The 22,944-nt window shown below is 68.0% G+C and carries 19 protein-coding genes; 10 read left to right on the top strand and 9 right to left on the bottom strand.

Features of this window, described 5'->3' with window-relative positions; genetic code table 11:
• Positions 1-39 precede the first annotated feature (39 nt).
• Both I3K84_RS10945 and I3K84_RS10940 read left to right on the top strand, forming a co-directional pair.
• Positions 40-633: an SIS domain-containing protein gene (locus I3K84_RS10945; RefSeq protein WP_011803876.1), complete on the top strand. Its 594-nt coding sequence runs from the start codon at positions 40-42 to the stop codon at positions 631-633.
• Positions 630-1,304, top strand: a complete 675-nt coding sequence (locus I3K84_RS10940; RefSeq protein WP_012655453.1) for a BON domain-containing protein — start codon at positions 630-632, stop codon at positions 1,302-1,304. The genes I3K84_RS10945 and I3K84_RS10940 overlap by 4 nt, the downstream gene beginning before the upstream one ends.
• A gap of 97 nt (positions 1,305-1,401) precedes the next feature.
• Here I3K84_RS10940 and I3K84_RS10935 read toward each other — a convergent pair whose 3' ends face one another.
• The 4 genes from I3K84_RS10935 to I3K84_RS10920 form a co-directional block, all read right to left on the bottom strand.
• Positions 1,402-2,331 (bottom strand): NAD(P)-dependent oxidoreductase, encoded by a 930-nt coding sequence (locus tag I3K84_RS10935; RefSeq protein ID WP_011803878.1) that lies wholly within the window; start codon positions 2,329-2,331, stop codon positions 1,402-1,404.
• Positions 2,332-2,395: 64 nt separating this feature from the next.
• The gene (locus I3K84_RS10930; RefSeq protein ID WP_012655455.1) at positions 2,396-3,532 is read right to left on the bottom strand and encodes a PilT/PilU family type 4a pilus ATPase; all 1,137 of its coding nucleotides are present in this window, start codon (positions 3,530-3,532) and stop codon (positions 2,396-2,398) included.
• A gap of 46 nt (positions 3,533-3,578) precedes the next feature.
• Positions 3,579-4,208, bottom strand: a complete 630-nt coding sequence (locus I3K84_RS10925) for a Crp/Fnr family transcriptional regulator (protein WP_047350275.1) — start codon at positions 4,206-4,208, stop codon at positions 3,579-3,581.
• A 76-nt stretch (positions 4,209-4,284) separates the two neighbouring features.
• Complete coding sequence (locus I3K84_RS10920; RefSeq protein ID WP_011803881.1) at positions 4,285-5,328, bottom strand: type IV pilus twitching motility protein PilT; 1,044 nt, start codon at positions 5,326-5,328, stop codon at positions 4,285-4,287.
• 39 nt (positions 5,329-5,367) lie between these two features.
• Here I3K84_RS10920 and I3K84_RS10915 point away from each other — a divergent pair, with 39 nt between their 5' ends.
• The 3 genes from I3K84_RS10915 to I3K84_RS10905 all read left to right on the top strand — a co-directional run bounded on the left by I3K84_RS10915 (position 5,368) and on the right by I3K84_RS10905 (position 8,685).
• Positions 5,368-6,084 carry a YggS family pyridoxal phosphate-dependent enzyme gene (locus I3K84_RS10915; RefSeq protein ID WP_196994502.1) on the top strand — a complete coding sequence of 239 codons (717 nt, stop codon included), beginning with the start codon at positions 5,368-5,370 and terminating at the stop codon, positions 6,082-6,084.
• Between the two features lie 38 nt (positions 6,085-6,122).
• Positions 6,123-7,259, top strand: coding sequence for an aminotransferase class V-fold PLP-dependent enzyme (locus tag I3K84_RS10910; RefSeq protein ID WP_196994501.1), 1,137 nt, complete (start codon positions 6,123-6,125; stop codon positions 7,257-7,259).
• A 79-nt stretch (positions 7,260-7,338) separates the two neighbouring features.
• The gene (locus tag I3K84_RS10905; protein WP_187148593.1) at positions 7,339-8,685 is read left to right on the top strand and encodes a DUF445 domain-containing protein; all 1,347 of its coding nucleotides are present in this window, start codon (positions 7,339-7,341) and stop codon (positions 8,683-8,685) included.
• 59 nt (positions 8,686-8,744) lie between these two features.
• Here I3K84_RS10905 and I3K84_RS10900 read toward each other — a convergent pair whose 3' ends face one another.
• The 4 genes from I3K84_RS10900 to purU all read right to left on the bottom strand — a co-directional run bounded on the left by I3K84_RS10900 (position 8,745) and on the right by purU (position 12,746).
• Positions 8,745-9,200 (bottom strand): carboxypeptidase regulatory-like domain-containing protein, encoded by a 456-nt coding sequence (locus tag I3K84_RS10900; protein WP_231403309.1) that lies wholly within the window; start codon positions 9,198-9,200, stop codon positions 8,745-8,747.
• A gap of 92 nt (positions 9,201-9,292) precedes the next feature.
• Positions 9,293-10,777, bottom strand: coding sequence for an FAD-linked oxidase C-terminal domain-containing protein (locus tag I3K84_RS10895; RefSeq protein WP_187148595.1), 1,485 nt, complete (start codon positions 10,775-10,777; stop codon positions 9,293-9,295).
• A gap of 175 nt (positions 10,778-10,952) precedes the next feature.
• The gene (locus I3K84_RS10890) at positions 10,953-11,873 is read right to left on the bottom strand and encodes a LysR substrate-binding domain-containing protein (RefSeq protein WP_012655462.1); all 921 of its coding nucleotides are present in this window, start codon (positions 11,871-11,873) and stop codon (positions 10,953-10,955) included.
• Between the two features lie 24 nt (positions 11,874-11,897).
• On the bottom strand, positions 11,898-12,746 hold the full coding sequence (purU, locus tag I3K84_RS10885) for a formyltetrahydrofolate deformylase (protein WP_011803889.1): 849 nt from the start codon (positions 12,744-12,746) through the stop codon (positions 11,898-11,900).
• Between purU and I3K84_RS10880 the strand changes: the two genes are divergently transcribed.
• Positions 12,747-15,119 carry a putative bifunctional diguanylate cyclase/phosphodiesterase gene (locus tag I3K84_RS10880; RefSeq protein ID WP_370567734.1) on the top strand — a complete coding sequence of 791 codons (2,373 nt, stop codon included), beginning with the start codon at positions 12,747-12,749 and terminating at the stop codon, positions 15,117-15,119.
• Between the two features lie 27 nt (positions 15,120-15,146).
• Here the strand turns inward: I3K84_RS10880 and I3K84_RS10875 are convergent, their stop codons facing one another.
• Entirely contained in the window at positions 15,147-16,001 is an 855-nt protein-coding gene (locus I3K84_RS10875) for a ChaN family lipoprotein (protein ID WP_196994498.1), read from the bottom strand.
• 290 nt (positions 16,002-16,291) lie between these two features.
• Between I3K84_RS10875 and I3K84_RS10870 the strand changes: the two genes are divergently transcribed.
• The 4 genes from I3K84_RS10870 (at position 16,292) to I3K84_RS10855 (ending at position 22,942) form a co-directional block, all read left to right on the top strand.
• Positions 16,292-18,733 (top strand): adenosylcobalamin-dependent ribonucleoside-diphosphate reductase, encoded by a 2,442-nt coding sequence (locus I3K84_RS10870; protein WP_196994497.1) that lies wholly within the window; start codon positions 16,292-16,294, stop codon positions 18,731-18,733.
• Positions 18,734-18,903: 170 nt separating this feature from the next.
• A complete protein-coding gene (locus tag I3K84_RS10865) occupies positions 18,904-20,820 on the top strand; it encodes a type IV pili methyl-accepting chemotaxis transducer N-terminal domain-containing protein (protein WP_196994496.1) in 1,917 nt (638 codons plus the stop codon).
• On the top strand, positions 20,817-21,488 hold the full coding sequence (locus I3K84_RS10860; protein ID WP_196994495.1) for a response regulator: 672 nt from the start codon (positions 20,817-20,819) through the stop codon (positions 21,486-21,488). Before I3K84_RS10865 ends, I3K84_RS10860 begins: the two co-directional genes overlap by 4 nt.
• A gap of 146 nt (positions 21,489-21,634) precedes the next feature.
• Positions 21,635-22,942: a nitrate/nitrite transporter gene (locus I3K84_RS10855; RefSeq protein ID WP_196994494.1), complete on the top strand. Its 1,308-nt coding sequence runs from the start codon at positions 21,635-21,637 to the stop codon at positions 22,940-22,942.
• Positions 22,943-22,944: the final 2 nt, after the last annotated feature.

Genomic DNA, 22,944 nt, shown 5'->3' with positions numbered 1-22,944 from the left:
TGCAGGCGCCGCGATACCCGCAGGTATCATTCACGGCCCATGCTTGAGCAACGCATCCAACAGCATTTCATCGACAGCGCCGACCTGAAATACCAGTCGGCCCAGGCGCTCAGCCATCCCATCAGCGCAGCCGTGCAGGCCATCTGGGCTTGTGTGACCAACGGCGCCAAGGTGTTGGCCTGCGGTAGCGGCCCTTCGTCCGCGCAGGCCCTGCAGTTCGCAGCCTTTTGCGTGGCCGGTTTCGAGCGCGACCGGCCCGAACTGGCGGCGCTGGCCCTGCTGCCCGATGCCCTGGCCACCGGCACCAGCGCCGTAGCGGACAGCGCCGTGCTGGCGCGCCAGGTGCGCGCCCTGGGGCAGGCAGGAGATCTGCTGCTGGTCATCACCATCGGCGGCAACGAGCCAGCCCTGCTGCAGGCCGTGCAGGCCGCCCATGAGCGGGACATGACCGTGGTCGCCCTGTGTGGCCGCGACGGCGGGGCGTTGGGCGCGCTGCTGCACGAGACCGATGTCCAGATCTGCGTGCCGCACGACCGAGCCGCCCGTGTACGCGAGGTGCATGCGCTGGTGCTGCACTGCCTGTGCGACGGCGTGGACGCCCAGTTACTTGGAGAACAGGAGATTCCTCTATGACATTTCCCCTGCTGCGAATTTCTAGCGCCGCGCTCGCTGCCGCGGCCCTGGCCGGCAGCCTCGCCGGCTGCGCGCCGCTGGTCATCGGCGGCGGTGCCGTGGTCGGCACCCTGATGGCGACCGACCGGCGCACCACCGGCACCCAGGTGGAGGACGAAGGCATCGAGATGCGCACCGCCAGCCGCATCCGTGAGACCCTGGGCGACCGCGTGCACGTGAACGTGACCAGCTACAACCGCCAGGTGCTGCTGACGGGCGAAGTGCCCACGGCCGCCGACGGCCAGAAGGTGGAGCAGATCGCGCAAGGCGTGGACAACGTGCGCTCGGTGGTCAACGACCTGGGCGTGATGCCCGCGTCCTCGCTGACGCAGCGCTCGCGCGACGCCTTCATCTCGACCAAGGTGCGCGCGAGCCTCGTGGACGCCAAGGACCTGTCTGCCAATGCGTTCAAGGTCGTCACCGAGCGCGACGTGGTGTACCTGATGGGCCGTGTCACGCAGCGCGAAGCCAAGCGCTCCGCGGAGATCGCGCGCGGCGTGGATGGCGTACGCAAGGTCGTGCGCGTGTTCGAGGTGATCTCCGAAGAGGAACTGATCCGCGGTGGCGCGGCGCAGCAGCCCGCGCCCGTCTCGCAGGACCCCGCCGCGGCGGCGCAGCCAGTCAAGCCCTGAGCACGGGCTGCTCGCGCCGAACAGGTCGGCACCATCCGCGCCTTGTGACAGGCGATTGAACCACTGCTCGCCCTGCGCGGGCAGTGCGCTTGGGGCCTCAGTCTTTTTTGGGCGCCAGGCGGGTGATCAGGCTGGACGTGTCCCAGCGGTTGCCGCCGGCAAGCTGCACGTCGGCATAGAACTGGTCCACCAGCGCCGTGACCGGCAGACGCGCACCGTTGCGCTTGGCTTCGTCGAGCACCAGCCCCAGGTCCTTGCGCATCCAGTCCACGGCAAAGCCGAAGTCAAAACGGCCCTCCACCATGGTCTTGCCGCGGTTGTCCATCTGCCAGCTCTGGGCAGCGCCCTTGCCGATCACGTCGAGCACCAGCGGCATGTCCAGGCCCGCGTGCTGGCCGAAGGCGATCGCCTCGGACAGACCCTGCACCAGTCCGGCAATGCAGATCTGGTTGACCATCTTGGCCAGTTGGCCAGCGCCGCTGTCGCCAATGCGGGTGAACGCGCGCGAGAAGGCCATCGCCGTGGGGCGTACGGCATCGAAGGCCGCAGCGTCGCCGCCGCACATCACGGTCAGTTGCCCGTTTTGCGCGCCGGCCTGCCCGCCGGAGACCGGCGCGTCGATGAACTGCAGGCCCAGCGTGCGGGCGGCGCCATAGAGTTCGCGCGCCACCGCCGCGGATGCCGTGGTGTGGTCCACGAAGACCGCACCCTGCTGCATGCCGGCGAACGCGCCGTCGGCCCCGAGCACCACGGAGCGCAGGTCGTCGTCATTGCCCACGCAGCAAAACACGATGTCCGCGCCTTGTGCGGCCTCGCGCGGCGTCTTGGCATGTTTTACGGTTGCAACGCCCTTGAATTCAGCGCACCATGCTTCTGATTTTGTAGCGGTACGGTTGTACACCGTCACGGTATGGCCCGCCGATGCCAAGTGCCCCGCCATCGGGTAGCCCATGACGCCCAAGCCCAGGAAGGCCACGCGGCGTGCGGGGACCGGATCGTAGGTGCGGGGATTGATGCTGCTGCTCATGGGTTGGGCTCCGTCAAAAAGAGAGGCCCGCAGGGGCGGGCCGGGTGGGGCGAGTGTGTGGGTATCAGACGATGGCGAAATGCTCGGTGCCCGAGGCCAGGTCCGTCGTCTTGGCACGCTGGCTGCTGAGCTTGATCTGCAAGCGCAGGTCGTTCACCGAGTCGGCGTTGCGCAGGGCATCCTCATAGCTGATCACGTTGGCCTCGAACAGGTCGAACAGTGCCTGGTCGAAGGTCTGCATGCCCAGGTTGCGGCTCTTCTTCATGATTTCCTTGATCTCGGCCACCTCGCCCTTGAAGATGAGGTCGGCGATCAGCGGCGTGTTCAGCATCACCTCGACGGCGGCCGCGCGCCCCTTGCCGTCCTGCTTGGGAATCAGGCGCTGCGAGATCAGTGCCTTGAGGTTCAGCGACAGGTCCATCAGCAGCTGGGCGCGCCGCTCCTCGGGGAAGAAGTTGATGATCCGGTCCAGCGCCTGGTTGGCGCTGTTGGCGTGCAGCGTGGCCAGGCACAGGTGGCCGGTTTCGGCAAACGCCACGGCGTGCTCCATGGTCTCGCGGTCGCGGATTTCGCCCATCAGGATCACGTCCGGCGCCTGACGCAGGGTGTTTTTGAGGGCCGCCTCCCAGCTGTCGGTGTCCAGGCCCACCTCGCGCTGCGTGATTACGCAGTTCTTGTGCGGATGCACGAATTCCACCGGGTCTTCCACCGTGATGATGTGGCCGAAGGAGTTCTCGTTGCGCCAGTCCAGCATGGCGGCCAGCGTGGTGGACTTGCCCGAGCCCGTCGCGCCGACCAGGATGCACAGTCCGCGCTTGGTCATGGTGACTTCCTTGAGCACCTGCGGAACGCCCAGGCCGTCGATGGTGGGCAGCGTGAGCGGAATCGTCCGCAGCACCATGCCCACGCGGCCCTGCTGCACGAAGGCGTTCACGCGGAACCGGCCCACGCCCGCAGGCGAGATGGCAAAGTTGCACTCCTTGGTGCGCTCGAAGTCGGCCACCTGCTTGTCGCTCATGATGGCGCGCGCCAGCGTGAGCGTGTGGTTGGGCGTCAGAGGCTGGGGAGAGACCTTGGTGACCTTGCCGTCGACCTTGATCGCCGGCGGAAACTCCGCCGTGATGAAAAGGTCGCTCCCCCCGCGGCTGACCATCAGCTTGAGCAGATCGTTGATGAATTTACTCGCCTGATCCCGTTCCATCCCATACCCCCTTGGTCGTCAGCCTTGTGTTGTTGTGCCGGGCTGTTCAGCGTTGATTTTCACTCAGACGCGCGCTCACCACGCGCAGGCGCTGCGACAGCTTGCGCGCCAGCAGGGCCACCAGGCTGGCGGCCAGTTGCGGGTCGTGGGCCATCATCTCATCCAGCGCCTCGGCGCTGAGCACCGCGATCTCGCATTCCGTGAGCGTGGTGCACGCCGAAAAACGGATGCCGCTGTCCAGCAGCGACATCTCGCCCAGGATATCGCCGGGCCGCGTCTCGGCCAGGCGCAGTTGCTCTCCCCAGGGCTGGACACGGTCCACGGCGATGGTGCCCGTGAGCAGCACGACCATGAAGTTGCCGTATTCGTCCTGGCGGATCAGGTCGCGGTTGGGCGCAACGGAGGCGAACTCGAAGAAGCGCTCCATGCGTTCCACGGCGTCGTGGTCCAGGTGCGCCATGTACTTGTCCTTGCTCCACAGCGACTGCAGCAGCCTACCGCCACGGCTTTGGGGCAGGCGCTTGGCATCGACTTCGACGGCGCGCGCCTCCCAGGGGACCAGTTGTGATTGCTCCACGCCCTGGCCGGCAAATGCGGTGGTGAAGAACACCGAGTCGGTGCTCTCCTCGCCGGACTTGCGGTTTTTGGACTTGAGCAGGCCGAGAATGCCTTTCATGATGGGGCTCCGATGCGGGCTCGTGTACCAACGAGCCTGGTAGTGAAAAAGTGTGCGGGCCCGCCTTGGAGGGGGGTCAGCCGGGGAAGTTCTCGGGAATCTTGGCCTTGCTGCGCGCCTCGGCCGGGCTGATGATGTTGCGGCGCACCAGGTCAGAGAGGTTCTGGTCCAGCGTCTGCATGCCCACGCTGTTGCTGGTCTGGATGGTGGAGTACATCTGCGCCACCTTGGCCTCGCGGATCAGGTTGCGGATGGCGCTCGTGCCCAGCATGATCTCGTGCGCCGCCACGCGGCCAGAACCGTCCTTGGTCTTGCACAGCGTCTGCGAGATCACCGCCTGCAGCGACTCCGACAACATCGCGCGCACCATTTCCTTTTCCTCGGCGGGGAAGACGTCGATGATCCGGTCGATGGTCTTGGCGGCGCTGGACGTGTGCAGCGTGCCGAACACCAAGTGGCCCGTTTCCGCGGCGGTCATGGCCAGGCGGATGGTCTCCAGGTCGCGCATTTCGCCCACCAGAATGGCGTCCGGGTCTTCGCGCAGGGCGGACTTCAGCGCGGCCGCGAACGACAGCGTCATCGGGCCGACTTCACGCTGGTTGATCAGGCACTTCTTGGACTCGTGCACGAACTCGATCGGGTCTTCCACCGTGAGGATGTGGCCGTACTCGCTTTCGTTGAGGTAGTTGACCATGGCCGCCAGAGTGGTGGACTTGCCCGAGCCTGTGGGGCCCGTCACCAGCACCAGGCCGCGCGGCTTGAGCGCCAGGTCGGCAAAAATCTTGGGCGCGTTGAGCTGCTCCAGCGTCAGGATCTTGCTCGGAATGGTACGGAACACCGCGGCCGCGCCGCGGTTCTGGTTGAACGCGTTGACGCGAAAGCGCGCCAGGCCGTCGATCTCGAAGGAAAAGTCCACTTCCAGGAACTCTTCGTAGGTCTTGCGCTGGGCGTCGCTCATGATGTCGTACACCATGGCGTGGACGGTCTTGTGGTCCAGTGCATCGACGTTGATGCGGCGTACGTCCCCGTGGACCCGGATCATGGGCGGCAGGCCGGCGGAAAGGTGCAGGTCGGACGCCTTGTTCTTCACGCTGAAGGCGAGCAATTGGGTGATGTCCACGGATTCCCTCTTATCGTTTGATACGCTTGGGCGAACATTATGACGACGATTGCCAGCAACCTCCAGAATGTGCGGGAGCGCATCGCGCGCGCCTGCGCGGCTGCCGGCAGGCCACCCGATGCCGTGGCGCTGCTGGCGGTTTCCAAGACCTTCGGCCCCGAGGCCGTGCGTGACGCGGCATTGGCGGGCCAGCGGCGGTTTGGCGAAAACTACATTCAGGAAGCCGTGGAAAAGATGGCTCTGGTGGCGGCGCTCGGGCTGCCGCAGCCGCTGGAGTGGCACTGCATCGGCCCGGTGCAGAGCAACAAGACCCGCCTGGTGGCCCAGCACTTCGACTGGGTGCACACGGTGGACCGCCCCAAGACGGCGCAGCGTCTGTCCGACCAACGTCCCGACAACCTGCCCGCGCTGCAGGTCTGTATCCAGGTGAACGTGGATGGTGGCGCCACCAAGGCCGGTGTGCCGGCCGAGGAGGCATTGGCGCTGGCCCAGGCGGTGGCAGCGCTGCCGCGGCTCACGCTGCGCGGCGTCATGAGCATCCCCGACCCGGCGCCCGACGAGGCCGCGCAACTGGCCGTGCTGCTGCGCGTGCGCCAGGTGTTCGACACCCTGCGCGCGCAGGGCGGCCCGGGGTTCGAGGCGGTCGATACCCTGTCGCTGGGCATGACCGGCGACCTGGAGGCCGCGGTGCGCGCCGGCAGCACCATGGTGCGCGTGGGCAGCGGCATCTTCGGTGCGCGCCACTACCCGGCCTGATAAGCTGGCCGTCCTCTAGTTTTGACGGAGATTCCCTCATGCCCGGTTTGCTGCCCGATGTCGATCCCGATGGCCTGCTCGAATTCTCGGTGGTCTATACCGACCGTGCGCTCAACCACATGTCGCGCCGCTTCGTGGGCGTGATGCAGGACATCCTGGCGACGCTCAAGGAGGTCTACCGCGCGCACACCGCGGTGCTCGTGCCCGGCAGCGGCACCTTCGGCATGGAGGCCGTGGCACGCCAGTTCGCCAACCGCGAGAAGGTGCTCATCGTGCGCAACGGTTGGTTCAGCTACCGCTGGAGCCAGATCTTCGACGCCGGCGGGCTGGGCGGTGGTGCCGTGGTCTGCCAGGCGCGCCGCCAGGGCGACGGTCCACAGGCGCCCTGGGCTCCCTGCCCGGCGAGCGAGGTGGCCGCCGCCATCCGCGCCGAGCGGCCGAAGGTGGTGTTCGCCCCGCATGTGGAGACGGCCAGTGGCATCCTGCTGCCCGACGATTACCTGCGCACCGTGAGCGACGCCGCGCACGAGGTGGGCGCGCTGTTCGTGCTGGACTGCGTGGCCTCCGGTGCCATGTGGGTGGACATGGAAAAGACCGGTGTGGACGTGCTGATCTCCGCGCCGCAAAAGGGCTGGAGCGGCTCGCCCTGCTGCGCCATGGTGATGCTGTCGGCCCGCGCGCGCGAGGCGATCGAGCAGACGCAGAGCTCCAGCTTCTCGTGCGACCTCAAGAAGTGGATGCAGATCGCTGAGGGCTACGAAAAGGGCCAGCACGCCTACCACACCACCATGCCCACCGATGCGCTGGTGCGCCTGCGCGACGTGATGCTGGAAACGCGCGACTACGGCTTTGCCAAGGTGCGCGACGAGCAGATCGCACTCGGCGCCAAGGTGCGCGCGCTGCTGCAGGCGCGGGGCTTTCCCAGCGTGGCGGCTGCGGGCTACGAGGCACCGGGCGTGGTGGTGAGCTACACCACCGACCCCGGCATCCAGAGCGGCAAGAAGTTCGCCGAGGCGGGGCTGCAGACCGCCTCGGGCGTGCCGCTGCAATGCGGCGAGGGTGCGGACTTCCAGACCTTCCGCCTGGGCCTGTTCGGCCTGGAGAAGTGGCACAACGTGGACCGCACGGTGGGCCACCTGGCCGCGGCGCTGGACCAGGTCGCGCCGGCGCGCTGACTGGCCGGCGGCGCAAAAGCGTCCATCTCCTACAACCGCGGGGTGGCGTGGGCCGCGGTGCGCGGCTATGCTTTCCCGCATGCATGCGTCCCCCCTGGAGCCTGGTGCGCAGGCCGCGGCTTCGGCCGAGCCGGCCGCGCTCGCGGGCCGTGCCTCCCAGCTGTCCCGGGCCAAGCGCCAGGCCACCGGCCTGCTGCTGGCAGTGGTCGTCGTCTTTGCGCTGACCTATTTCTTTCCACCCAGTCTGGGCGTGGCCTGCGTGCGCGCCGTGGCGGAGGCCGCCATGGTGGGCGCCCTGGCCGACTGGTTTGCGGTGTCGGCGCTGTTTCGGCGCATCCCGCTGCCGCTGGTGCAGCGCCACACCGACATCATTGCGCGCAACAAGGACCGCATCGGCGGCAACCTGGCGGTGTTCGTACGCGACAAATTCCTGGACGCGCCTTCGCTCGTGACCATGATCCGCCGCCACGATCCGGCCAACATGCTGGCGCAGTGGCTCACGGCACCGGCCAACGCGCGCCTGCTGGGCAGGCAGGTGGCCAGGCTGGCGCTGACCGCGCTGGACACGGTGGAGGACGCGAAGATCCAGGCCTTCCTGAGCCAGGCCGCGCGCACGCTGGTGGGCAAGATCGACCTGTCGCGCTCCATGGCGTCGGCGCTGGGCGCGCTCACCTACCAGGGCCGGCACCAGGCGCTGCTGGACGACCTGCTGGAGCGCCTGGGCGGCATGGTGCGATCGGAGGACACGCGCGCCTTCGTGGCCGACACGCTGCTGCAGTGGATCAAGCGTGAGCATCCGCTCAAGCAGAAGGTGCTGCCCACCGACTGGCTCTCGGGCAAGGGCGCCTCGGCCATCACGCACGCCGTGGACACCCTGCTCAAGGCGGTGGCCGAGGACCCGCAGCACGAGCTGCGCGAGGCGCTGGACGGCGCCGTGCAGCGCCTCATCGCCCGCCTGCAGACCGACCCCGATTGGGCGCGCCGCGGCGACGAGGTGCGCGGCTACCTGCAGAACGACGAGGTGCTGGGCCGCTATGTGCGCGATCTGTGGAGCGACCTGCGCCAGAAGCTGCGCGACGATCTGATGAACGAAGACTCGGCATTGTCCGCGCGCGTGGCCGACATGGGGCAGTGGCTGGGGCTGTCGCTCGCGGGTGATGCGGCGCTGCGGGTGCGCCTGAACGTGCGCCTGGAACTGTGGGCCGCCACCTTTGCGCCCGATGTGGCGCAGTCGGTGGCCGAACACATCCGCGCTACGGTGCAGCGCTGGGACGCGCAGGAGATGGCGCGGCTGGTGGAACTGCACATCGGCAGCGACCTGCAGTACATCCGCATCAACGGCACCGTGGTGGGGGGCTGCATCGGGCTGCTGCTGTTCGCCGTCTCGCACGCGGGCGCGTTGTGGGCGGCGGTGGTCGGGTCGTGATCGCTATCTAATTGGTAGCTGCTAGCGCTTGCTGGATAAGCGCTAAGCCCCGATTTTGCTTAGAACCGAAAATCCAGCGTTTGCGGCGCCCGGCCTACCTGCACGGTGCGGCTGTGGTTCTGGCCGGTGCCCTGTACCTCCACACGGTAGCTGCCCGCAGGCAGTTGCAGCAGGCACACGGGACCGCCGGCGCGCAGTTGCATCGCGTCGCCCCCGCCTTGCGGGGTGATGCGCACGTCGACGTTGGCCTCGTAGGCGCCATCCGCTCGCGCGAACAGCAGCGACAGGGGGTAGTCCTTCATGGCTGCGCGCATGGCGGTGGATTCGTCCGTGCCGATGCCGCCGCACTGGTAGTGCAGCGCGCCGGCCGTCTGCACGGGCGGCAGCACGGCCGGGCGGGGCGCGCTGTCGGCCTGCGCCTGCACGGCGCTGGCGCCGCTGGTCAGCAGGGCACACAGACCCAGCGGCGCCAGACGGCGCGGAAGTCGAAACGGGAACGGGGACAACACGGGCATGGCGCACCTCCTTGTCAGGGGTAAAAGCGCCATGCTGGCACCTGGTTGCGCGCCGCGCTGTCAGCCCAGGGCGCGAGCGCGCGTGGTGGCCGTCAGAAGCGCGGCAGGTTGGCGTGGCTCATCTTGCCGTTGCGCACCAGCATCTTGCCGTACTCGGCGCAGCGGTTCAGCGTCGGGATCACCTTGCCGGGGTTGAGCAGGCCCTGCGGGTCGAACGCCTCCTTGAGCGCGAACATCTGCGCGTTCTCCTCCACGGTGAACTGCGCGCACATGGAGTTGAGCTTTTCCACCCCCACGCCGTGCTCACCCGTCACGGTGCCGCCCATGGCCACGCTGGTTTCCAGAATGTCGGCGCCGAACAGCTCGCAGCGGTGCAGCTGGTCGGGGTCGTTGGCATCGAACAGGATCAGCGGGTGCAGGTTGCCGTCGCCCGCGTGGAACACGTTGCAGCAGCGCAGCTGGTACTTCTTTTCCATCTCCTGGATGGCGAGCAGGATGTCCGCCAGGCGCTTCCTCGGGATGGTGGAGTCCATGCACATGTAGTCGGGACTGATGCGGCCGCTGGCGGGGAAGGCGTTCTTGCGCCCGCTCCAAAAGCGCATGCGCTCTTCCTCGCTGGTGCTGACCGAGATGGCCGTGGCGCCCGAGCCGCGCAGCACCTCGCTCATGCGCGCGATCTCTTCCTCCACCTCCTCGGGTGTGCCGTCGGACTCGCACAGCAGGATGGCCTCGGCCGTCAGGTCGTAGCCGGCCTTGACGAAGTCCTCCACGGCGGCGGTCATGGGCTTGTCCATCATCTCCAGCCCGGCGGGGATGATGCCGGCGGCGATCACCGCGGCCACGGCGTCGCCGGCTTTGCGCACGTCGTCAAAGCTGGCCATGATGCAGCGCGCCAGCTGCGGCTTGGGCACCAGCTTGACGGTGACCTCCAGCGCCACGGCCAGCATGCCCTCGCTGCCGATCACGGCGGCCAGCAGGTCGTAGCCGGGTGCGTCCAGCGCCTCGCTGCCGAAGGTGATGGGCTCGCCCTCCATGGTGTAGCCGCGCACGCGCAGCACGTTGTGCACCGTCAGGCCGTACTTCAGGCAATGCACGCCGCCGGAGTTCTCGGCCACGTTGCCGCCGATGGTGCAGGCGATCTGGCTGCTGGGGTCAGGGGCGTAATACAGGTTGTAGGGCGCGGCGGCCTCGCTGATGGCCAGGTTGCGCACGCCGCACTGCACGCGCGCCGTGCGGGCGACCGGGTCCAGGTCCAGGATGCGGTTGAACTTGGCCAGCGACAGCGTCACGCCCATAGCATGCGGCATGGCGCCGCCCGACAGGCCCGTGCCTGCGCCGCGCGCCACCACGGGCACGCCCAGGCGGTGGCAGGTCTTCAGCACGGCCTGCACTTCGCCTTCCGTCTCGGGCAGGCACACGACCAGCGGGCGCTGGCGGTAGGCCGTGAGGCCGTCGCATTCGTAAGGCGTGGTGTCCTCGGGCTGCCAGAGCAGTGCATGCTGCGGCACGCAGGCCGAAAGGGCCTGCACGACCTCGGCCTGGCGCTGGGCGCGTTCGGTGGATGTGGGGCTGGGCATGGCGTGACTGTAGGCCATGGTGTGCGCGCGCGGCGTGAGTTTTCTTGCAGGCGGGCGTGAGCCGTGTTGCGCCAATTGCTGCGTTATTAATAGCTACTGGCGATTGATGGATAAGCGCTAGAGCCTGATTTGGCTTATGGAAATTGGCTTGCGCACGGCCGCGCCGCTTGCGGGGTTACCCCAGCGTGCGGCGCAGCCAGTCGGCGAAGGCCGCGCATTCCCAGCGGTCCATGGTGCCGGTGCGCCAGCACAGGTAGTGCGCGTAGGGGCTGGGGGCGTCGGTGTCGAACAGGCGTACCAGTGTGCCCTGGTCCAGCCAGGGCGCGGCGAGCTTGAGCCGTACCGGGGCCACGCCCATGCCCGCCGCGGCGGCGTCGCACATCAGGCCCACGTCGTTGAATTGCGAGCCTTCGTTGGGTTCGGCCCAGGCCAGGCCCACGGCTGCGAACCAGCTGCGCCAGGGCTCCAGCGGGCTGCGCAGCAGGGGCAGGCCTTCCAGGTCCTCGGGGCGCTCGAAGGGGCCGTGCTCGCGCACGAAGCCGGGCGAGGCCAGGGGCGTGAGCACGTCGCGTGCGATCTCCACATGCTCCATGTCGGCGTAGTGGCCGGGGCCGTAGCGCACGACGAGGTCCGCGTCCTCCGCCACCACGTCCAGCAGCGGGATGGAGACCTGCAGGGCCAGGTCGATCTCGGGGTAGGTCTCGGTGAACTGGCGCAGCCGCGGGATGAGCAAGGCGCGCGCGAAGGTGGGGGTGACCGCGATCTTCAGCCGGCGCTTGCCCGGCGCCACTGCCGTGCCTGGGAAGCGCTGCAGCGCGGTGAGCCCCTCGCGCACATGGGCCAGATAGGCGCTGCCGTCGGTGGTCAGGGAAAAGTCGGCCCGCCCGAACAGCCGCGTGCCCAGGATCTGCTCCAGCTGCTTGACGCGGTGGCTTACGGCGCTGGGGGTGACGCACAGCTCATCGGCCGTCTGCGTCACGCTGCGCAGGCGCGCCAGCGCCTCGAAGGTCAGCAGGCACTGGATGGGCGGGATGCGCCGCAGGCTGGCGGCGTCCAGGGCCGCCTTGGCCGCGATGGAAAGGGATTGCGTGGCCATGGCGGCGTGTGGGGCAGGGCGGGTTCAGCGGAAGACGACGGTCTTGTGGCCGTTGAGCAGCACGCGGTGCTCGCTGTGCCACTTCACGGCGCGCGCCAACACCTGGCTTTCGGTGTCCCGCCCGCGGGCGGTGAGATCTTCCACGGTATCCGTGTGATCTGCTCTTGTAACATCTTGTTCGATAATCGGCCCCTCGTCGAGGTCGGCCGTCACGTAGTGGGCGGTAGCGCCAATCAGCTTCACCCCGCGGTCATGCGCCTGGTAATAGGGCTTGGCGCCCTTGAAGCTGGGCAGGAAGCTGTGGTGGATGTTGATCGCGCGGCCCGACAGCTTGGTGCACAGGTCGTTGGACAGCACTTGCATGTAGCGCGCCAGCACCACCAGTTCGGCCCCCTCGGCCTGGATGATCTCGTACTGCTTGGCCTCGGCTTGCGCCTTGGTGGCGGCGGTGACGGGGATGTGGTGGAAAGGGATGTTGTAGCTGGCCGCGAGCTGGTAGAAGTCGCGGTGGTTGCTGATGATGGCGCGGATGTCGATGGGCAGCAGACCGCTCTTGTAGCGAAACAGCAGGTCGTTGAGGCAGTGGCCTTCCTTGCTGACCATCAGCACGGTCTTCATGGCCGCGCTGGTGGCATGCAGGCTCCAGCGCATGCTGTGCTCTTCGGCAAAGGTGGCCAGTTCGGCCTTGAGGGTGGCTTCGTCGGTGGACTCGCATGCGAATTGCACGCGCATGAAGAAAAGGCCGGTGCCCTGGTCGTTGTACTGAGCGGCTTCCTCGATGTTGCCGCCGTGGTCCAGCAGGAAGCCGGAGACGGCGTGCACCAGCCCGAGCCGGTCGGGGCAGGACAGTGTCAGGATGTAGGAATGGGTCATATGCTGCGATTGTCGCAGCACGCGAGGCCCCTTCAGGAGTGTGGATTGCTGAGTAAAGGCGCGGGCCGCAGGCCCTCGTGGAGGCCCCTGCAGGGCCGCTGGATGTTGGCGCTGGCCGTTGTTGCCATGGGTGCGGCCTGGGCCTGGGCGGGTGCGGCCGCCTTGCAGTACCTGCCCCTGGAGCCGCAGGCGCTGCAGACCCTGCTGCAGTACAAGAGCGGGCTGGACGCCGTGCTGGCGGGCGCACTGCTGGGCTGGCTCCTGCTGCGCTGGCGCCGGGGCGGGAGCCGGCGCACCCTGGCGCGCCGGGTGGAGCAGGTGCTGCGCCACGCGCCCGCCGGCATGGCGCGGTTGAGCATGGACGGCCACCTGGTGTGGGCCAATGAACGCCTGCGTGAATGGCTGGGCGTGGCGCCGCACGAGCCGCTGCCGCAGGTCGACTTTCGCACGCTGGTGCGTCCGCACGACAGCGATTGGGCGCAGCGGCAACTGCAGCGGCTGCGCGCCGGCGAGATCGACCATTACCAGGGCGAGCGCTGGTGCCGCAACCAGCGCGATGGATCGCAGCTGCCCGTGCTGTGCACCGTGAGCCATGTGCTGGCCCTGGAGAGCGAGCCCGACCACCTGGTGTGCGTGCTGCAGTCCCTGCGTGAAGTGCATGCCGCGCGCGACGCGCAGGCGCTCAGCGAACAGCGCTGGCGCCTGGCGGCCACGGTGGTGGACAACACCATCGAAGGCGTGGTGGTCACCGATGCGGACGGCCGCATCCTCTCGGTCAACCCGGCCGTCACGCGGCTCATGGGCTATACCGAGGAAGAGTTGCTGGGCCAGAACCCGCGCGTGTTCAAGTCGGGGCGGCACGGACCGGTGTTCTACGAGGCCATGTGGGACACCATGCGCCAGACGGGCCACTGGCAGGGAGAGATCTGGAACCGGCGCAAGAACGGCGAGGTGTTCCCGGAGCGCATGTCGCTCTCGGCCGTGCGCGGCGCGGACGGCGCGGTGACGCACTACGTGTGCATGTTCACCGACATCTCCGAGGAAAAGGCCCAGCACCAGCGCCTGGAGTTCCTGGCGCACTGCGACCCGCTGACCGGCCTGCCCAACCGCGCCTGGTTTGGCGAGCAGCTCGACAGCGCCGTGCGCCAGGCACAGGACAGCGGCGAGCTGATGGCCCTGCTGCTCCTGAACCTGGACCGCTTCAAGGACGTGAACGACAGCTACGGCCACGCCGTGGGCGACGAGGTGCTCAGGCACATCACCCGCCAGGTGGAGCAGAGCCTGCGCCCGGGCGATCTGCTGGGGCGGCTGGCCGGCGACGAGATCGCCGTGCTGGCCCGCCACCTGCGCCATGCGGACGGCGCGGCAGCCGTGGCGCGGCACCTGATCGCCGCGGCCAGCACGCCCTGGTGCACGCCCGATGGCATTGAGGTGGTGGTGGGCGTGAGCGTGGGCATCTGCATGTTCCCCGGGCATGCGCGGACCACCGAGGCGCTGCTGCAGGGCGCGCATTCCTCGGTGTACGGCGCCAAGGCCCGCGGGCGCGGCGCGTATTGCTTCTTTGACGAATCGCTCATTCAGGCCGCGCGCGAGCGCCTGGAGATCGAGGCGCGGCTGCGCGTGGCCCTGGCGCAGGGGCACCTGCGGCTGTACTACCAACCGCAGGTATGCATCGCCACCGGCCGGATCATGGGGGCCGAGGCGCTGGTGCGCTGGCTGGACCCGCAGGAGGGCATGATCTCGCCCGCGCGCTTCATCCCCGTGGCCGAGACCTCGGGCGTGATCGGCCCGCTGGGCCAGTGGGTGATGCGCGCCGCCTGCGAGCAGGGCCAACGCTGGCGCGCCGACGGCCTGCCGGAGATCCGCCTGGCCATCAACCTCTCGCCGCGCCAGTTCCAGTTGACCGACGTGGCCGCCTGCGCCGCCGAGGCGCTCAAGTCCAGCGGCTTCCCGGCCCGCTGCCTGGAGCTGGAACTGACCGAGTCGGTGCTGGCCGAGCGGCCCGACGAGATCCGCGCCGTGCTGCAACGCCTGCAGCAGCTGGGCGTGCGCATGGCGGTGGACGACTTCGGCACCGGCTATTCGTCCCTGGCGCACCTCAAGCGCTTTCCCATCGACGTGCTCAAGATCGACCAGGGCTTCATCCGCGACATTCCCCGCAGCGCCGACGACATGGCCATCAGCGCCGCCATCGTTGCCATGGGGCACAGCCTGGGGCTGTCGGTGCTGGCCGAGGGGGTGGAGACGCCGCAGCAGCTGGCGTTCCTGCGCGAGCGCGGCTGCGACGCCTACCAGGGCTACCTGTGCAGCCGCCCCCTGCCGGCGGAGGAGTTCGCCCGGCTGCTGCAGGCGCACAACGGCATGGCGGGCTGAGCGAGCGCGGGCTGGGGCCAGCGTCCGCTACGGCGCGGGCGGCGGGCCGGGCCAGCGCTCGCGCAGCTCCGCGCACGGGTCGTGGGGCGTCAGCGCCGGCGTGCGGTGGATGTGATCCGCTTCACTTTCAATAGCTGCTCGCGCCTGTCCCGCTTGGGCTATTGCCACTTTTGACGTGAAATTACTCGGCAGCCACGTGGGCACGCCCAGGCTGCGCTGCACATGGCCGAAGCCCGCCACCAGCAATACCGTGCGGCCGGGGCGGTGGGCGGCCTGCACGGCGCGCGCCATGCGGGCGTCCCGCGCCAACTGGATGCGCACCATGGGCATCAGCCGCTGCGCCGGCACCAGGCCGCAGTGGCCCTCCTCGATCGCGGTGCGCTGGCGCGCCAGCGCTGCGGGACGCAGGTGCGTGTCCAGCGCGGTGTCGCGCATGGCTTGCGGCATCTGGCTGCGCGGCAGGTTACCGCCGCGCACCGGCACGCCCGCGGCCACGGCAGCCATCACCACCGGCGCATAGCGGTCCCAGGGCCAGGCCTGCTCATCCCATTGCAGCGCGGCGCGCACCTGGGCAGCGTCCGCGTCCGGCGGCAGGCCATCGGTGCCCGCGCCTTCGGGCGCCATCTCCAACACCAGGGCCGCAAGGCGCTGGCGCGCGGCGAGCCACTGGACCGTGTGCCGCTGCCACTGCTGGTGGGCGGCGGCGTCATGCTGCTCGCCCAGCAGCAGGGCGTCCACGGGCGGCCAGCGCTCCAGTTGGGCGTCCCAGGCGGCGTTGCCCGCGGTGGTTGGTGCCGACTGCTCCAGAAGTGTGGTACAGCCGGCGGCGAATGCCAGAGCCAGCGTGGCGAGCAGAAAGCGGTACAGCGGTAGGGTTGGCATGCCCAATGGTAGGACGTGGCGGCATTGCAACCGGGCGTAAATGTGACTTGCATGAGGAGCGCTTTGGGCCGTAATTTGCGGCAGGCCGCGCCACGGGCGGCTGGCGTGCTACAGGAAACGGAGAGCGCAACTAGGCTGCACGGCCGCGTGACCGCCGAGGCGACAACGACTTCGCAGGGTCTTCATGTAAGGTTCGCGGCGAAGCGTCCCGCGCGGTGTGAAAATCGAGAATTGCCGCCGCGCTTGGGTCGCGGCGTGCACGTCAGTTAGATCCTTTCGGAGCCCCTTCCATGCAGCGTGAAATCACCGACCTTGCCCCCGCCCTGTCTACACAACCCATCAGCATGGATGTGCTGAAGGAGAAATACTTCAAAGACGGCGAGAGCGATGTCGAGGATCTATTCCGCCGCGTGGCGCGGGCGTTGGCCTCGGTCGAGCGCGAGGACATGCGCCAGGCCCTGGAGGCGCGCTTCCTGGACAACCTGCGTGCCGGCGCCATCGGGGCGGGGCGCATCATGAGCGCCGCCGGCACCGACATCCAGGCCACCCTCATCAACTGCTTCGTGCAGCCCGTGGGCGACTGCATCCAGGGCGTGGACGATGCGGGCTACCCCGGCATCTACGAGGCCCTGCGCGAGGCCGCCGAGACCATGCGCCGCGGCGGCGGCGTGGGCTACGACTTCTCGCGCATCCGCCCGCGCGGCGCGCTGGTGAAGGGCACGGCCTCCATGGCCTCGGGCCCCTGCAGTTACATCAACGTCTTCGACCAGTCCTGCTCCACGGTGGAGAGTGCGGGCGCGCGCCGCGGCGCGCAGATGGGCGTGCTGCGCATCGACCACCCGGACGTGCTGGACTTCATCACCGCCAAGCGTACGCCGGGCCGCTGGAACAATTTCAATGTGTCCGTGGGCGTGCCCGACGCCTTCATGGAAGCGGTGGAGCAGGACCGTGATTGGGAGCTGGTGCATGGCGCCGCGCCCGGTGCGGAGCTGCAGGCCCAGGGCGCACACCAGCGCGCCGACGGCCAGTGGGTGTACCGCACGGTGCGCGCGCGCGAATTGTGGGACACGATCATGAAGTCGGCTTACGACTTCGCTGAGCCCGGCATCCTGTTCCTGGACCAGATCAACACCGACAACAACCTGCACTACACGGAGACCATCCAGGCGACCAACCCGTGTGGCGAGCAGCCGCTGCCGCCCTACGGCTGCTGCGACCTGGGCCCGATCATCCTCACACGCTTCGTGCGCAACCCGTTCGGGCTGCATGGCGAGGCGTCGTTCGACTTCGATGCCTTCGAGCAGGCCGTGGCCACCCAGGTGCGCGCGCTGGACAACGTGCTGGACGTGACCTTCTGGCCCCTGCCGCAGCAGCAGGCCGAGTCGGCGGCCAAGCGCCGCATCGGCGTGGGCTTCACGGGCATGGGTAACACGCTGGCCATGCTGTGCAAGCGCTACGACCGCCAGGAAGGGCGCGACATGGCGGTACAGATCGCCGAGCGCATGCGCAACGCGGCCTACCGCGCGTCGGTGGAACTGGCCAAGGAAAAGGGCGCATTCCCCAAGTTCGACGCCGATGGCTACCTGGCCAAGGGCACCTTCGCCAGCCGCCTGCCCGCGGACATCCAGAAGGCCATCCGCAAGCACGGCATCCGCAACAGCCACCTGCTGTCCATCGCGCCCACGGGCACGGTGAGCCTGGCCTTTGCCGACAACGCCTCCAACGGCATCGAGCCGCCGTTCTCCTGGAGCTACACGCGCCGCAAGCGCGAGGCCGACGGCAGCAAGAGCGAGTACGTGGTGGAGGACTACGCCTGGCGTCTGTACAAGACGCTGGGCGGCGACGTGAACCATCTGCCAGCGTACTTCGTGAGCGCCATGGACATGGCGGCCGCCGACCACGTGGCCATGATGGAGGCCGTGCAGCCCTTCGTGGACACGGCGATCTCCAAGACCGTGAACGTGCCCGAGGACTACCCCTACGCCGATTTCAAGGGCCTGTACATGCAGGCCTGGCACTCGGGCCTGAAGGGCCTGGCCACCTACCGGCCCAACAGCATCCTGGGCGCCGTGCTGGAAGTCACGCCCGCCGCAGCGCCAGCCCCCGCCGCCGCACCCGAGGCCGCGCCCGCCCCCGTGGTGGTGGACCCCATGCGCACCATGATCGAGAGCCGTCCCACAGGCGGCCTGTCGGCCGTGGCGGAGAAGCTGGAGTACTGGACGCAGGAAGGCCACAAGACGCTGTACCTGATCGTCTCCTTCCTGCCCGTGCCTGACGGGCGCGGCGGCACGGTGGACCGCGCCATCGAGTTCTTCATGCCCGTGGGGCAGAGCGGCGAATCGCTGCAGTGGATCACCTCCAGCATGCGCCTGCTGTCGCTGGCCGCGCGCGGCGGCTTCCTGGAGCGCGCGTTGTCCGACATGCGCAAGGTCGCCTGGGACCGTGGCCCCGTGCGCCTGGGCACGCACCAGAAGGCCGACGGCACCCACGTGCCGCTGTGGCACGACTCCGAGGTGGCCGCCATCGCGTATGCCGTGCAGAACATCCTGGCCCAGCGTGCCATGCCGCAGCAGCAGGTGCTGCCGCTGGACGAGCCCGCCGCAGCGCCCGCGACCGGCATGCCTCCGGCCATGGCCGGCAAGAAGTGCAATGAGTGCGGTGCCCACGCCGTGATCCGCAAGGACGGCTGCGACTACTGCACCCAGTGCGGCGCCCTGGGCAGCTGCGGCTGAGCAGACCGGAACGCCCTGGCAACATCAGGGCGTTCACTATCAATATGATAGCTGTTTGCGCTTGATGGGAGCGCGCGGAAGCATGTTTTCGCTTGTATGCCGCGGCCGTAGGCTTGAGCAAACTTGACTTCCATCAAGACATTTCAAAAGCGCGTGCCTACACTGCCGCCATGCGCAACAAGTCCACGCTGTCCACCAAGCTGCTGGCCATGGGCACGGTGTTCCTGCTGGTGGCGCTGGCATCCATCGGCTTCACGCTGTGGGTGACCTGGAAGTTGGAGGGGGGCGCCGCTGCGGTGAACGAGGCGGGCCGCCTGCGCATGAACATGCTGCGCATGGTGCTGGCCCAGCAGAACGAGTCGCCCCAGGAATTCGCGCGGCTGGAAACGCGCTTCAACGAAGGGCTGGAGTTGCTGCGCACGGGTGACCCCGCCCGGCCGCTGTTCGTGCCCTGGAGCGATGACACGCGCGAGCGCTACGAACACATCCGGCGGCAGTGGCTGCTCATCGAAAACGACTGGAAAGCTGCCGCGCACTATGAAAGCACCGCCTCGGCCGTGGCGCGCGCCGATGCCTTCGTGCTGGACCTGGACAGCTTCGTCGAGGCCATCGAGATCCAGATCGTGCGCCTCACGGCGGTGCTGCATCTGTTCCACCTGTTCATGGTGGCGTTGGCCATCGGCTCGGCTGTGGCCTTCATGGCGCTGAGCTACCTGCTCGTACTCAACCCCGTCACGCGGCTGCAACAGGCCCTGGCGCGGCTGCGCAAGGGCGACCTGGGCACGCGCCTGGAGGTGGAAGCAGACGACGAGTTCGGCCAGCTGACGGCGGGTTTCAACCTCATGGCCCATGCGCTGCAGACCTCGCATGAGGACCTGGAGCGCAAGGTACGCGAGAAGACCGCCACCATCGAAGTGCGCAACCAGCGCCTGGCGGCGTTGTATGCGGTGAGCGCCCTTGCGGCGGAGGCGGGAAGCCTGGAGGAGTTGACCCAGGGTTTCGTGCAGCAGATCCGCCGCGTGGCGGGGTGCGACGCGGCGGCCGTGCGCTGGTCGGACGAAGCCAACGAGCGCTACGTGCTGCTGGCCTCCGACGGGCTGCCCCAGTCGCTGGTGGAACACGAGCACTGCGTGGTCACCGGCGCCTGCGAATGCGGACAGGCGCAGGGCCAGGCGCGCATGCGTGTGATTCCGATCATGCCTGTCGGGGGCCTGCAGTTGCCGCATTGCCGCGAGGCCGGCTTCGAGACGGTGGTGAGTATCCCGGTGCAGATGCACCAGCGCCTGTTGGGTGAGGTCACGCTGCTGTATCGCAGTCCGCTGGAGCTGTCGGCGGAGATGCGCGAGCTGCTGTCCACCATGGCGCATCACTTGGCCACTTCCATGGAAAGCCTGCGCGCCTCGGCGCTGGAGCGCGAGGCAGCGGTGGCGCAGGAGCGCAGCCTCATTGCGCGCGAATTGCACGACTCCATCGCGCAGTCGCTGGCCTTTCTCAAGATCCAGACCCAGCTGCTGCGCGACGCGGTGGCGAAGGGCAACACCGAAGCGCGTGACCGCAGCATGGCGGAGCTGGATACCGGTGTGCGCGAATGCTATGCCGACGTGCGTGAGCTGCTGGTGCACTTTCGCACGCGCACGCAGGACGAGGACATCGAAGCGGCGCTGCGCGCCACGCTCTCGAAGTTCGAACACCAGACCGGCGCGGCCACGGCGCTGAGCATGGCGGGGCACGGCCTGCCGCTGGCGCAGGACGTGCAGATCCAGGTGCTGCACATCCTGCAGGAGGCCTTGTCCAACGTGCGCAAGCACGCCGATGCACGCCGCGTGGAGCTGCGGGTGCAGCGCCACCCCCGCTGGCGCTTCGAGGTGCAGGACGATGGCTGCGGGTTCGACCCGGACAGCGTGCCACCCGATTCGCTGCATGTGGGCCTGGGCATCATGCGTGAACGCGCGCAGCGCATCGGTGCGCATCTGGAGCTGGTTTCGCGCCCCGGCGGCGGTGGCACCTGCGTAGTCCTGGAGCTGCCACCAACCACCCGCGAGGAGCCTGCGTTGCCCCTCTCCCTTGTTTCTTCCGCCGCCGCATGAATGTTCCCACCACGCTTTTCCTGATCGATGACCACACCTTGCTGCGCCGCGGACTGGTGGCGCTGCTGTCCCAGCAGCCGGACCTGCGCGTGGTGGGCGAGGCCGGGGACGCCGCGGAGGCCCTGCGTCTGCTGCCTGCGCTGCGCCCCGACGTGATCCTGCTGGACAACCACCTGCCCGGTGTGCGCGGCGTGGACGCCATCGCCGACCTGCGCGAGGCGTCGCAGGGCAGCCGCGTGTTGATGCTCACGGTGAGCGAGGATGGGCAGGACCTGGCGGCCGCCTTGCGCAACGGCGCGCAGGGGTATCTGCTCAAGACCATTGACGGTGACCTGCTTGCGCAGGCGATACGGCGGGCTGCACGCGGCGAGCCGGTGGTCAGCCCCGAAATGATGGGCAAGCTGGTGGCGGCGTTCCAGTCCCAGGGGGCGCCCACGCCCGAGCCCCTGCCCGAAGAGGAAGAGCCCGCGTCGGTGTTGTCGCCGCGCGAAGAAGACGTGTTGCGCGAGATTGCGCGCGGTCTCAGCAACAAGGAAATCGCACGTGCGCTCGACATTGCCGAGACCACCGTGAAGATCCATGTGCAGCACATTCTGCGCAAGCTGGGACTGTCCTCGCGCGTGCAGGCGGCGGTCTACGCCTCGGACCGCCACCGCCTCACGGAATAACCCCCAGAGCCCGGCATAGTTCTTAGGGAGTAGGGCGGCATAGGCCGCGCTCGTCCTTTTGCACCGCCCGCGGTGTCCCAGCGAAGGATGTGCAGGCACGGCCAGTTGCGGGACCATTGCACCGTACCCAAGAGAGGACATCTGCAATGGCTCAACTGCCCCAGCGCGCCGCGCCGAGCGCCTCAACCATCGGCGAAGATCCACGCCATACCCGCAAAGCCTGGTCAGTGCTCATCGTGAGCACGCTCGCCTTCACCGTCTGCTTCATGGTCTGGATGATGTTCGGCGTCATCGGGATCCCGATCAAGAAGATGCTGAACCTGAGCTCCACCCAGTTCGGTCTGCTCACGGCCATGCCCGTGCTCACGGGCTCGCTGGTGCGCGTGCCGCTGGGTATCTGGACCGACCGCTACGGCGGCCGCATCGTGATGGCGTTGCTCATGGCCGCCACCGTTCCCGCCATCTGGATGATGGGCTACGCCACCGAATACTGGCATTTCCTCGTGATCGGCCTGTTCGTCGGTTTGGCCGGCGGCTCGTTCTCGGTCGGTACGCCCTATGTGGCCCGGTGGTTCCCCAAGCACCGCCAGGGCATGGCCATGGGCGTGTATGGCGCGGGCAACTCGGGCGCGGCCGTGAACAAGTTCGTGGCGCCCGTGATCCTGGTGGCCTTCGGGTGGGCGGCCGTGCCGCATGTGTATGCCGCCATCATGCTCGGTACGCTGGTGCTGTTCTGGCTGTTCAGCCACAGCGACCCGGCACACCTGGTACCCAGCAACGTGTCCTTTGGCGAGCAGCTCAAGGCACTGAAGGACCCCAAGGTGCTCAAGTACTGCCAGTACTACAGCATCGTGTTCGGTGGCTATGTGGCGCTTTCCCTGTGGATGGTGCAGTACTACGTCGGTGAGTACGGCCTTGACATCCGTGTGGCGGCGCTGCTGGCAGCCTGCTTCTCGCTGCCGGGCGGCGTGCTGCGCGCCATCGGCGGCGTGCTGTCCGACAAGTTCGGGGCGCACTCCGTGACCTGGTGGGTGATGTGGGTGAGCTGGATCTGCCTGTTCCTGCTGTCCTACCCGCAGACCGACTTCACCATCCAGACCGTCAACGGACCCATCACCCTGCACGTCGGCTTGAACGTATACATGTTCACCGCGCTGTTGTTCGTCCTGGGCATCGCTTGGGCTTTCGGCAAGGCCAGCGTGTTCAAGTACATCAGCGACGACTACCCCAAGAACATCGGCGCCATCAGCGGCATCGTGGGCCTGGCGGGCGGCATGGGCGGCTTCATCCTGCCCATCCTGTTCGGCATGCTCATGGACTGGACGGGCATCCGCTCCAGTGCCTTCATGCTGATGTACGGCGTGGTATGGGTTTCGTTGATCTGGATGTATTTCACCGAGGTGCGCCGCACCGACGTGATGAAGTCTCACAACGCCGCCCCGGCTGCCCACTGATC

The sequence above is a fragment of the Diaphorobacter sp. JS3051 genome, assembly GCF_015832135.1.
GTDB lineage: Bacteria > Pseudomonadota > Gammaproteobacteria > Burkholderiales > Burkholderiaceae_C > Diaphorobacter > Diaphorobacter nitroreducens.
Note: the sequence above shows the minus strand (reverse complement) of the source record. Positions and strands in the feature narration are given on the sequence as shown.

Bases quoted from the DNA above. Each gene is read 5' to 3' on its own strand.
- I3K84_RS10880 (WP_370567734.1), top strand. From the start codon at position 12,747: ATGCTGCGATTGTCGCAGCACGCGAGGCCCCTTCAGGAGTGTGGATTG.
- I3K84_RS10860 (WP_196994495.1), top strand. From the start codon at position 20,817: ATGAATGTTCCCACCACGCTTTTCCTGATCGATGACCACACCTTGCTG.
- I3K84_RS10855 (WP_196994494.1), top strand. From the start codon at position 21,635: ATGGCTCAACTGCCCCAGCGCGCCGCGCCGAGCGCCTCAACCATCGGC.
- I3K84_RS10935 (WP_011803878.1), bottom strand. From the start codon at position 2,331: ATGAGCAGCAGCATCAATCCCCGCACCTACGATCCGGTCCCCGCACGC.
- I3K84_RS10905 (WP_187148593.1), top strand. From the start codon at position 7,339: ATGCATGCGTCCCCCCTGGAGCCTGGTGCGCAGGCCGCGGCTTCGGCC.
- I3K84_RS10945 (WP_011803876.1), top strand. From the start codon at position 40: ATGCTTGAGCAACGCATCCAACAGCATTTCATCGACAGCGCCGACCTG.
- I3K84_RS10875 (WP_196994498.1), bottom strand. From the start codon at position 16,001: ATGCCAACCCTACCGCTGTACCGCTTTCTGCTCGCCACGCTGGCTCTG.
- I3K84_RS10900 (WP_231403309.1), bottom strand. From the start codon at position 9,200: ATGCCCGTGTTGTCCCCGTTCCCGTTTCGACTTCCGCGCCGTCTGGCG.
- I3K84_RS10915 (WP_196994502.1), top strand. From the start codon at position 5,368: ATGACGACGATTGCCAGCAACCTCCAGAATGTGCGGGAGCGCATCGCG.
- I3K84_RS10940 (WP_012655453.1), top strand. From the start codon at position 630: ATGACATTTCCCCTGCTGCGAATTTCTAGCGCCGCGCTCGCTGCCGCG.
- I3K84_RS10890 (WP_012655462.1), bottom strand. From the start codon at position 11,873: ATGGCCACGCAATCCCTTTCCATCGCGGCCAAGGCGGCCCTGGACGCC.
- I3K84_RS10870 (WP_196994497.1), top strand. From the start codon at position 16,292: ATGCAGCGTGAAATCACCGACCTTGCCCCCGCCCTGTCTACACAACCC.
- purU (WP_011803889.1), bottom strand. From the start codon at position 12,746: ATGACCCATTCCTACATCCTGACACTGTCCTGCCCCGACCGGCTCGGG.
- I3K84_RS10910 (WP_196994501.1), top strand. From the start codon at position 6,123: ATGCCCGGTTTGCTGCCCGATGTCGATCCCGATGGCCTGCTCGAATTC.
- I3K84_RS10895 (WP_187148595.1), bottom strand. From the start codon at position 10,777: ATGCCCAGCCCCACATCCACCGAACGCGCCCAGCGCCAGGCCGAGGTC.
- I3K84_RS10930 (WP_012655455.1), bottom strand. From the start codon at position 3,532: ATGGAACGGGATCAGGCGAGTAAATTCATCAACGATCTGCTCAAGCTG.
- I3K84_RS10925 (WP_047350275.1), bottom strand. From the start codon at position 4,208: ATGAAAGGCATTCTCGGCCTGCTCAAGTCCAAAAACCGCAAGTCCGGC.
- I3K84_RS10865 (WP_196994496.1), top strand. From the start codon at position 18,904: ATGCGCAACAAGTCCACGCTGTCCACCAAGCTGCTGGCCATGGGCACG.